Raw genomic sequence first — 10,949 nt, forward strand, 5'->3', positions numbered from 1 at the left:
TCGGGGCTCGGGGCTCGGGGCTCGGGGCTCGGGGCTCGGGGCTCGGGGCTCGGGGCTCGGGGCTCGGGGCTCGGGGCTCGGGGCTCGGGGCTCGGGGCTCGGGCGAGGGTGCTGGTTCCGGCCGGGCTCCGGATGTGCCCGGTGGAACAGAACGTGTCATGTTGGGCATGACCGCACGCCTGCCGGGTTACCCGGCCCCGGCACGTCGATCAGCGATGCAGCGGAGGTCCGTACACCATGACCAGCGGCTACATGGGCCCGGAGGGCGACCCGTTCGCGGAATTCCTGGCACGCTTCTTCGGCGGGCCCAGGCCCCGGCAGATCGACATCGGCCGGCTGCTCAGCCAGCCCGCCCGGGAGCTGGTGCGCGGCGCCGCCCAGTACGCCGCCGAGCACGGCAGCCGCGACCTGGACACCGAGCACCTGCTGCGGGCCGCGCTCGCCACCGAGCCGACCCGGGGGCTGCTCAGCCGGGCCGGTGCCGACCCCGACTCGCTGGCCTCGCAGATCGACGAGCGGACCGGCCCGGTACAGCACCCGCCGGGCGAGGTCCCGCCGCCCACGTCGCTCTCGCTCACCCCGGCCGTCAAGCGCGCCCTGCTGGACGCGCACGAGCTGGCCCGCTCCACCGGCACCGGCTACATCGGCCCCGAGCACGTGCTCAGCGCCCTGGCCGCCAACCCGGACTCGGCCGCCGGGCACATCCTGAACGCGGCCCGCTTCGCTCCCTCCAGCATGCCCACGGAGTCGCCGGAGGCCGCCAAGGGCCGCGCCGAGAGCGCCAGGGCCACGAACACGCCCACCCTCGACAAGTACGGCCGCGACCTCACCGATCTGGCCCAGCAGGGCCGGATCGACCCGGTGATCGGGCGCGAGGGGGAGATCGAGCAGACCGTCGAGGTGCTCTCCCGGCGCGGTAAGAACAACCCCGTCCTGATCGGTGACGCCGGTGTCGGCAAGACGGCGATCGTGGAGGGCCTGGCGCAGCGCATCACCGACGGCGACGTGCCCGACGTGCTGATCGGACGCCGTGTGGTCGCCCTGGACCTGACCGGCGTGGTCGCGGGCACCCGCTACCGGGGCGACTTCGAGGAGCGGATGAACAACATCGTGGGCGAGATCCGCGCCCACTCCGACGAGCTGATCATCTTCATCGACGAGCTGCACACCGTCGTCGGCGCCGGCGGGGGCGGCGAGAGCGGCTCGATGGACGCCGGGAACATCCTCAAGCCGGCCCTGGCCCGCGGCGAGCTGCACATCGTGGGCGCCACCACGCTGGAGGAGTACCGCAGGATCGAGAAGGACGCGGCCCTCGCCCGCCGCTTCCAGCCGATCCTGGTGCCGGAGCCCACCACCGCCGACGCGATCGAGATCCTGCGCGGGCTGCGCGACCGCTACGAGGCCCACCACCAGGTCCGCTACACCGACGAGGCGCTGGTCGCGGCCGTGGAGATGTCCGACCGCTACCTCACCGACCGGCGGCTGCCCGACAAGGCCATCGACCTGATCGACCAGGCGGGCGCCCGGGTCCGGCTGCGGGCGCGCACCAAGGGCACCGACGTGCGGGCCCTGGAGCGCGAGGTCGACCAGCTGGTCCGGGACAAGGACCAGGCGGTCGCGGACGAGCAGTACGAGCAGGCGACGCAGCTGCGGGACCGGATCGTCGAGCTGAAGCAGCGGATCACCGAGGCCACCGGCGACGGCGAGGCCGACGAGGGCCTGAACCTGGTCGTCGGGACGGAGTCCATCGCCGAGGTGGTCTCCCGGCAGACCGGCATCCCGGTCAGCAGCCTCACCCAGGAGGAGAAGGACCGCCTGCTGGGTCTGGAGTCCCACCTGCACGAGCGGGTGGTCGGCCAGGACGAGGCCGTACGGGTCGTCTCCGACGCCGTGCTGCGCTCCCGTGCCGGGCTGTCCAGTCCCGGCCGGCCCATCGGCAGCTTCCTCTTCCTCGGCCCGACCGGCGTCGGCAAGACCGAGCTGGCCAGGGCGCTGGCCGAGGCGCTGTTCGGCAGCGAGGACCGGATGGTCCGCCTCGACATGAGCGAGTACCAGGAGCGCCACACCGTCAGCCGCCTGGTCGGCGCCCCGCCCGGCTACGTCGGGCACGAGGAGGCCGGTCAGCTGACCGAGGTGGTGCGCCGGCACCCGTACTCGCTGCTGCTGCTCGACGAGGTGGAGAAGGCGCACCCGGACGTCTTCAACATCCTGCTCCAGGTCCTGGACGACGGGCGGCTGACCGACTCGCAGGGCCGGACGGTGGACTTCTCCAACACGGTCGTCGTGATGACCAGCAACCTGGGCTCGGACGTGATCACCCGGCGCGGCGCCGGGATCGGTTTCGGCGCGGGCGGCGCGGAGGCGGACGAGGAGGCGCGCCGCGAGCAGGTGCTGCGTCCGCTGCGGGAGCACTTCCGGCCCGAGTTCCTCAACCGCGTCGACGAGATCGTGGTCTTCCGCCAGCTCAGCGGCGAGCAGCTGCGGCAGATCACCAGCCTGCTCCTGGAGCAGACCCGCCGCATGGTGCACGCGCAGGGCATCACCGTCGACTTCACCGACGCGGCCGTGGACTGGCTCGCCGAGCGCGGCTACCAGCCCGAGTACGGCGCCCGTCCGCTGCGCCGCACCATCCAGCGCGAGGTCGACAACGAGCTGTCCCGGCTGCTGCTCGACGGGCGGGTCGCGGAGGGCGGCCGGGTGACGGTCGACGTCGAGGACGGGCGGCTGGCGTTCCGGACGCCCGAGCGGCCCGTCCCCGAACTCTGACTACCTCTCTCGCACCGGCGCGACGACCATCGCGGAGCCGCCGCCGCGCCGTACCTTCTCGGCCGCGGCCAGCCACTTGCCGTTCGCCAGACGCTGCACGGCGGTCGCGGCGCCGATCTCGGGGTTGGGCTTGAAGGAGTGCCCGAGGGCCTCCAGCTCCGCCCGTACGCCGCTGTCGTAGAGCCCGGGTTCCAGCTCGGTCTGGGCGGCGTTGCGCTGGCTGGCGCGCGGGGCGGCGATCGCGTCGACGAGCGGGAGTCCGCGGTCGATGAAGCCGGTGAGGGTCTGGAGCACGGTGGTGATGATGGTGGCGCCGCCGGGTGAGCCGAGGGCCACGACCGGCCGGTGGTGCCGGTCCAGGACGATCGTCGGAGCGATCGAGGAGCGCGGGCGCTTGCCGGGCCCGGGCAGGTTCGGGTCGTGGACGGCCGGGTTGGCCGGGGCGAAGGAGAAGTCCGTCAGCTCGTTGTTGAGCAGGAAGCCGCGCCCCGGCACGGTGATGCCGCTGCCGCCGGTCTGCTCGATGGTGAGCGTGTAGGCGACGACGTTGCCCCACTTGTCGGCCACCGTGAGATGCGTGGTGTTCTCGCCCTCGTACGTGGTCGGCGCGGCCGTGCCGCCGCCCGCGCAGGAGGCCGGGTGCCTCGGGTCGCCGGGGGCGAGGGGGCTGGTGAGCACCGCGTCGTCCTTGATCAGGCACTCGCGCGAGTCGGCGTACCGCTGCGAGAGCAGTTCCTTCGCCGGTACGTCCTCGAAGGCGGGGTCGCCGACCCAGCGCCCGCGGTCGGCGAACGCGATGCGGCTGGCCTCGATGTAGCGGTGCAGGTAGCCGGCCTTGTCCGCGGCGGAGAGGTCGGTGCGCTCGAGGATGTTGAGGGCCTCGCCGACGGTGGTGCCGCCGGAGGAGGAGGGCGCGATGGAGTAGACGTCCAGGCCGCGGTAGGAGGTCTTCGTCGGCGGCTGGAGCTTGGCCGCGTAGGCCGCGAGGTCCTTGGCGGACAGGTCGCCGGGGCGGGCGTTCCAGCCGGAGTCCGGGTCGACGGGCGGCTTGTTGACGGTGTCGACGATGTCCTCGCCGAGTTCGCCGTGGTAGATCGCGCCGACGCCCTTGCGGGCCAGCTCCTGGTAGGTGCGCGCCAGATCCGGGTTCTTGAACGTCGAGCCCACGACGGGGAGTTCGCCGCCCGGCAGGAACAGCTCGGCGGTGTCCGGGAAGTAGCGGAACCGCTGCTCGTTGGAGGCGGTCTGGGAGCGGAAGGTCTCGTCGACGGTGAAGCCGTGCCGGGCGAGTTGCTCGGCGGGCTTCAGCACGGAGGAGAGCGAGCGGTTGCCCCACCGGTCGAGGGCCGTCTGCCAGGTGGCGGGGGTGCCCGGTGTGCCGACGGCCAGGCCGCTGGTGACGGCGTCGGCGAAGGCGAGCGGCCGGCCGTTCTCCGTGAAGAGCTTCTCGTCGGCGGTGAGCGGCGCGGTCTCGCGGCCGTCGATGGTGCGCACCGTGCGGGACCCGGCGTCGTAGTAGACGAAGTAACCGCCGCCCCCCACCCCGGCCGAGTAGGGCTCGGTGACGCCGAGCGCGGCGGCGGTGGCCACGGCGGCGTCGACGGCGTTGCCGCCCTTGCGGAGCACCTCGATGCCGGCGGCGGAGGCGTCCCGGTCGACGCTGGACACCGCGCCGCCGTACCCGACGGCGACCGGGGTCTTGGGGGCCGCGGGCCCGCTCTGGGCCGTGGGTGGCGCGGCCGCCCCCACCGAGACCACCACGGCGGCCGAGACCGCCAGGACCGTCAGATTCCGTGCGACAGGGCGACGCATCCGCACCTCCAGGGAAAGGCCGTCCGGGCAGCTTAGTTGATCGTCATGGCCGCGTCAGGAGCATGTGGGCAGCGCGTGTCGGGCGCGTGGTGCGCCCGCACCCCGCCGCCCGTCGAACACAGGTACGCCGACGCCCGCTAGCATGCGCGCCCATGACTGACGACGTACGCAACATCGTCCTGGGTGTGGTCGCGGCGGGGATGAGCGCCACGCTGGGCTGGCTCGCCCGCACCTACCTGTGGAAGCGGAAACTCCGCCGCAAGCAGGCGTTCTTCGGGCTGCCGGACAGCTCCGAGTCGCTGCTCGTCGTCAACCGGGACCCGGCCGCCTCCGAACCGGCCGTCCACCGCTTCGACGTCTTCGCGCTGCTGGAGCTCTCCGCGCTGATCAAGGACTGCGGCGCGCACGCCCAGGTGGTCACCCAGGACATGGTCGGCCAGGGCTTCGGCGAGCGTACGGAGTTCTGCGTGGGCGGCCCCGGTTCCAACCGGCGCATGGTCGCCCACATGGCGGCGATGCTGCCCGGGGTGCGGATGAACGTCGACCCCGAGCCCGGTCCGGACCGGGGCGCCTTCCAGATCGGCGGCGAGCGCTACCGGCTGGAGGCGGGTGTCACGGAGTACGTGCTGCTGGCCCGCCTGACCGCCGGGGACCGGCGCGAGGCCCGGCCCGCGTTCCTCTTCTGCGGCCAGCGCGCCATCACCAACCAGGCCGCCACCCGCTACCTCGCCCGGCACCACGAGAAACTGGCCCGCAAGCACGGCAGCAACTCCTTCGTGCTGCTGCTCAAGGTGGTCAACTCGCAGGCGTACGGCCCGGACGTGGTCGAGCTGGTCGGCGACGTCACCCGGGCGGCGACCAGCCCCCTGCCGACCCCGGCACCGGCTTCCCGCACCTCCCACCGGGCCTGACCGGGCGGCGTGCCGTCGGCGCTCAGGACCGGCGTCCGGCCGCACCGTCGACCGCCGCCGTACTGGCGCGCACGACCAGCACGGGCTCGACCGAGGCGGGTTCCGGCGCCGCGTCCGGATCGGCGATGTGCCGCAGCAGGTGGGCGACCGCGAGGGCACCCATCTCGGCGAACGGCTGGGCCACCGTGGTCAGCGAGGGCGAGCAGTACTCGGCGAGCGCGATGTCGTCCACCCCGACGACGGAGATGTCCCGCGGCACCCTGCGCCCGGCCTCGTGCAGCGCCCGGATCACTCCGAAGGCCATCTCGTCACTGGCCACGAACACCGCGGTGACGTCGGGGATCTTGCCCAGGACCAGTCCGTTGCGGTACCCCGAGGCGGGTGTCCAGTCCCCCTCCAGGACCGGCGGCACGGACAGTCCCGCCTCCTGGAGGGTGTCGCGCCAGCCGGCGCAGCGGCTGGCCGCGTCGAGCCACTCCTGGGGCCCCGACACGTGCCAGACGGTCTCGTGGCCCAGTTCGATCAGGTGCCGGGTCGCCAGGCGGGCCGCCAGGGTCTGGTCGACGGCGACGATCTCGGTGGCCGGTGTCCGCGAACCGTCCACCGTGACGGTCGGCACCGAGCGGGTGAGCCGCTCGATCCTCGGGCTCACGTGCACCAGCGGCACCGAGAGGATGACCCCCTCGACGTCCTGCTCCGCCAGCCGGGACAGCGCGCCCTCGATGGCCGCGGTGTCCAGGGACGCCGTGGCGGCGGTACTGACCGCGTACCCGGCCTCGCGCGCCGCGGACTCGATGCCGAAGAGCAGGTTCGCGCGGGAGTAGAAGGTGGTCCGCAGCGTCACGACGCCGATCGTCCGGCTGCGCCCCGACGACAGCATCCGCGCCGCGTTGTTCTTGCGGTAGCCGAGTTCCTCGACCGCGGCGAGCACCTTGGCGCGGGTGCTGTGCTGGACGTTGGGATGACCGGCCAGGGTGCGGGACACCGTCTGGGCGGAGACCCCGGCGAGCCGCGCCACGTCGGCCATGCCGGGCTGCCGGACGGCGGTGTCGTCGGCCGTCCGCCCACTCACGGGCGTCCGGTCGGGCGCCGGCGTTTCCGATGACATCGCTCGCCTCTCCACGAGAACCGCGGCCCGGGCCGCCGTCGCAGGTAATGGTCCCGCCCCGGAGTCTAGCCAGGCGCGACCCATTGGCATCGATAACATCCTCTGCCATAGTTCCCGCCAACGCGGACCTCGCGCGGATCAGGTTTCTCTGAAGACGCCTCTGTCGACACGGAGAAGGGCGAGCGGCAACGAGATGGCAGCGATCACCCCGAAGCGAGCGGCCAGAGTGGACACCCCGACAGCCTCATCATCTCCCCCACCGGGACGCGGACGACTGCCGCGCCCCGGTGCCGTCGTCGCGGCGCTGGGCCTCACGGCCGGTCTGCTGTCGACCGCGGCCCTGCCCGCCGACGCGGCCCCGCGCCGGGCCGCCTCGGCCCCGGCGCCCGGGACCGCCACACCGGTGGAACTGAGCCGGGGCGGGCTGACCGTCACCGTGGCGAAGGAGTTCCCCCAGGTCATCTCCTACCGGTTGGGGCAGCGCCGTCTCGGCGGGCGGGCAACGGCCCTGGACGGCTTCACCGTCAACGGCGAGACCCACCGCGCGACCACCACCATGAAGGCGAAGGGCAGCCGGGCGACCTACACCTCCGCCTTCGAGGACCTGCCCGGTCTCACGATCACCTCCACCCTCACGGTCACCGGGGAGACGACGGTCGTCTTCGCCGTCGAGAAGATCTCCGGCGAGGCCGCGTCGAGCGTGCGCACCCTCGCGATCCCCGGTCAGTCCCTGGTCTCCGTCGACTCCGCCGAGCCGGGCGCCAACCTCGCCCGGACGAAGATCTCCACGGACTCGACGACGACCGCCGACCGCTTCATCCCCGTCACCGGCGACACCGCCCCGGACAAGGAGCCCGTGGGCACCCCGTACGCGTTCGTCGGCAACGCGCGGCTGTCCGCGGGCATCATCACCAACGCGACCGAGGACTCGCCGCAGGACGACAACACCAACGGGAACGCGCGATTGCAGTCCCGCATCGTCGACGCGGGCGAAGGGCGGCGCCGGGCGGAGCTGTCGGTCGGCACGTACACCTACCGTCCCCGGGGCGCGACCGATCCGCGCGTCGACACCTACGAGCTGCCCCGGGCCACGGTGGTCCTCGCCGCCGACGCCAACCGGGACGGCACGGTCGACTGGCAGGACGGCGCCATCGCCCACCGGGAGCACCTGCGCCGCCCGCTCGGCGCGGACCGGGTGCCCGAACGCGTGGTCCAGCGCATCCCGTTCAACTTCGCCGGCCAGGCCACCAACCCGTTCCTGAAGACGCTGGACAACACCAAGCGCATCTCCATGGCCACCGACGACCTCGGGCAGTGGGTGCTGGAGAAGGGGTACGCGAGCGAGGGCCACGACTCCGCCCACCCGGACTACGGCGGCAACGAGAACGTGCGCGCGGGCGGGTGGAAGGACCTGAACCGCCTCACCCGGACCGGTGCCGACTACAACGCGGACTTCGCCGTGCACGTCAACGCCACCGAGGCCTACGCGCAGGCGAAGACCTTCAGCCAGGACATGGTCGAGGGGCAGCCGAACGGCTGGGACTGGCTCAACCAGGCGTACCACATCGACCAGCGCCAGGACCTGGGCACCGGCGCCGTCCTCGACCGGTTCAAGCAGCTCCGCAAGGACGCACCGGGAATCAGGACCGTCTACATCGACGCCTACTACTCCAGCGGCTGGCTGGCCGACGGTCTGGCCGCCGAACTGCGCAAGATGGGTTTCGAGGTCGCCACCGAGTGGGCGTACAAGTTCGAGGGCTCCTCGGTGTGGTCGCACTGGGCCGCCGACAAGAACTACGGCGGCGCCACCAACAAGGGCATCAACTCCGACATCGTCCGGTTCATCGCCAACTCGGACCGTGACGTGTGGAACGTCGACCCGCTGCTCGGCGGCGCCAGTGTCGTCGAGTTCGAGGGCTGGACCGGCCAGGACGACTGGAACGCCTTCTACCGCAACATCTGGACCGACAACCTGCCGACCAAGTTCCTCCAGCACTTCCAGGTGATGGACTGGGACCGCGGCAGGTCCGCGCGGCTCACCGGCGGTGTGAGCGTGCAGTCCGTCGACGGTGAGCGGCGGATCTCCATGGACGGCACCGAAGTCCTCAGGGGCGACACCTACCTGCTGCCCTGGCAGAACGCCGGGAAGGGCGACGGCACCACCTCGCCCCGCGACGCCGACAAGATGTACTTCTACAGCGCCTCCGGCGGCGAGCACACCTTCGAACTGACCGAACGGTTCGCGGGCGACGAGGACTTCACCCTCTACGCGCTCACCGACCAGGGCCGGGCGAAGAAGGCCCGGGTGACGGCCCGCGACGGGCGGGTGACCCTCACCGCCGAGAAGGGGCAGCCGTACGTCCTGGTCCCGGACGGCGGCAGGGCGCCGCACCAGGACGCGCGCTACGGCCAGTTCACCGGGCTGTCCGACCCCGGCTTCAACGGCGGGGACCTCGACGGCTGGAACGCGCGGGGCGACGCGGAGATCGTCCGGGCCGCCAACGGGGACAACGTGGTCCGACTGGGCGACGACGCCTCGGGCGTCGCCCAGCGGGTCCGCGGTCTGACCCCGGGCAAGCGGTACACGCTCGGCGCGGACGTCGAGATCGGCCCCGGCGAGCGCCGGGAGACGACGCTGCGGGTACGCGGTGGCAAGGACAGCGAGGCCAGGACCTTCGACATCACACCGGCCCGGAACAGGATGGCGGCCGACGAGAAGCGGGACACCTACTCCCAGCGGGCCTCGGTCTCCTTCACCGCGCCGCGCGGCGGCACGGTCACCGTGGAACTCGGAGCCGTCGCCGGGCGCGCCGCGGTCGTGCTGGACGACGTACGCGTCATGGCGGACACCACCGCCCCGCTCCCCCGCTCCCAGGACGGCACCGTCGTCGCCCACGAGGACTTCGAGGGCAACCAGCCCGGCTGGGGACCCTTCGTCAAGGGCGACGCGGGGGGCGTCACCGATCCCCGCACCAGCGTCAGCGACCTGCACGCGCCCTACAGCCAGAAGGACTGGAAGAACACCTACTCCCCCTACGACTCCGGCACCTTGCGGGGCAAGGCGGTCGACGACGTGCTCGCCGGCCGGCACTCGCTGAAGTCCCACGCCGAGAACACCGGGCTGGTCCACCGCACGACCCCCGCGACGGTGCCCTTCCAGGAGGGCCACAGGTACCGGGTCTCGTTCTCCTACCAGACCAACATCGAGGGCCAGTGGGCCTGGGTCACCGGCGCGGACCGGGTCGCCGACGGCGGGACCGCCTCCCGGGACATCACCCGTGACGCGCTGGCACCGGCCCTGGACACGGCGGCCTACTCCCGGGAGATCGTCGCCGGGTGCGGGGACACCTGGGTCGGACTGCGCAGGCTCGGCAGCGCCCGGGGAACCGATCTCGTCCTCGACGACTTCACCGTGACCGACCTGGGCGAGTCGGAGACCGGGGCCGCCTGCGCCGCTGTCACGGCACCCTCCGGCGCCGAGCTGAGCCCCGGCGTGCCCGGTGAGTACGTCACGACGTTCACCAACCACGAGTCCGCCGACGCCGACAACGTGGGCATCGCCCTCCAGGGGCTGCCCGAGGGCTGGAAGGCCGAGGTGAAGGAGAAGGACGGCAACCTCTTCGAGCGCGTGCAGCCGGGCGCGACCGTGCGCACCACCTGGCTCCTCACCCCGCCGGCCGGCACGATTGACACCTCCGCCACGTGGAAGGTGACGGCCACCTACGCCCATGCGGGAGCCATCAGGGCCGTCTCGTCCGACGCCCGCGCCGCGGTGACCGCGGAACCCGTTCTCGCGCCGGGTTCGACGACCGCGACCGCCGACTCGGAGAACTTCTCGTCGGGGGCCGCTGAGGGGCCGGTCTCCAACGTCCTCGACGGTGACGCCGGCACCATCTGGCACACCGACTACACCGCTTCCCAGGCGCCGTATCCGCACTGGGTGACGCTGAAGCTCGGCGGCGCCGCCGACATCGACGGGTTCGGGTACCTGGGCCGGCAGAGCGGCGGCCAGAACGGACGCGTCGCCGGCTACGAGGTCGCCGTGTCGGACGACGGCGCGGACTGGACGACGGTGGCCCGCGGCACCCTGAAGGACGTCCCGCAGACCCAACGCGTCTCCTTCGACCGGGTCCGCGCCTCCTACGTGCGGTTCACGGCGCTCGACGCGCTCAACGGGCAGCCCTACGCGGCCGCCGCGGAGATGCGCGTGTACGGCGTGCCCGTGGACCTTCCCACGGGCTACCCGCCGGGGGAACGCCCGGCCGCCGTCGGCCGAAGCGGTCAGTCGAAGGTCTCGACGTACTCCTCCGACGGCCCGAGGCCGGGGCGGTCGCGCAGGGCGACGCGGTCGC

The 10,949-nt window shown here is 72.6% G+C and carries 5 protein-coding genes; 3 read left to right on the forward strand and 2 right to left on the reverse strand.

Features of this window, described 5'->3' with window-relative positions:
• Positions 1 to 237: 237 nt before the first annotated feature.
• The gene (locus tag ACZ56V_RS30835; RefSeq protein WP_398917482.1) at positions 238 to 2,766 is read left to right on the forward strand and encodes an ATP-dependent Clp protease ATP-binding subunit; all 2,529 of its coding nucleotides are present in this window, start codon (positions 238 to 240) and stop codon (positions 2,764 to 2,766) included.
• Here the strand turns inward: ACZ56V_RS30835 and ggt are convergent, their stop codons facing one another.
• Positions 2,767 to 4,578 (reverse strand): gamma-glutamyltransferase, encoded by a 1,812-nt coding sequence (ggt, locus tag ACZ56V_RS30840; RefSeq protein ID WP_468946833.1) that lies wholly within the window; start codon positions 4,576 to 4,578, stop codon positions 2,767 to 2,769.
• A 152-nt stretch (positions 4,579 to 4,730) separates the two neighbouring features.
• Here ggt and ACZ56V_RS30845 point away from each other — a divergent pair, with 152 nt between their 5' ends.
• Positions 4,731 to 5,489 (forward strand): hypothetical protein, encoded by a 759-nt coding sequence (locus ACZ56V_RS30845; protein ID WP_468946835.1) that lies wholly within the window; start codon positions 4,731 to 4,733, stop codon positions 5,487 to 5,489.
• Positions 5,490 to 5,511: 22 nt separating this feature from the next.
• Here the strand turns inward: ACZ56V_RS30845 and ACZ56V_RS30850 are convergent, their stop codons facing one another.
• Positions 5,512 to 6,597, reverse strand: coding sequence for a LacI family DNA-binding transcriptional regulator (locus ACZ56V_RS30850; protein WP_398916308.1), 1,086 nt, complete (start codon positions 6,595 to 6,597; stop codon positions 5,512 to 5,514).
• Between the two features lie 226 nt (positions 6,598 to 6,823).
• On the opposite strand from ACZ56V_RS30850, the gene ACZ56V_RS30855 reads away from it, so the two are divergent.
• The coding region (locus ACZ56V_RS30855) for an endo-alpha-N-acetylgalactosaminidase family protein (RefSeq protein ID WP_468946838.1) at positions 6,824 to 10,949 on the forward strand (4,126 nt) is incomplete at its 3' end.

The organism is Streptomyces sp. NPDC034099, from assembly GCF_055575415.1.

Coding starts and splice junctions, on each gene's coding strand:
- ACZ56V_RS30835 (WP_398917482.1), top strand. CDS start 238: ATGACCAGCGGCTACATGGGCCCGGAGGGCGACCCGTTCGCGGAATTC.
- ggt (WP_468946833.1), bottom strand. CDS start 4,578: ATGCGTCGCCCTGTCGCACGGAATCTGACGGTCCTGGCGGTCTCGGCC.
- ACZ56V_RS30845 (WP_468946835.1), top strand. CDS start 4,731: ATGACTGACGACGTACGCAACATCGTCCTGGGTGTGGTCGCGGCGGGG.
- ACZ56V_RS30850 (WP_398916308.1), bottom strand. CDS start 6,597: ATGTCATCGGAAACGCCGGCGCCCGACCGGACGCCCGTGAGTGGGCGG.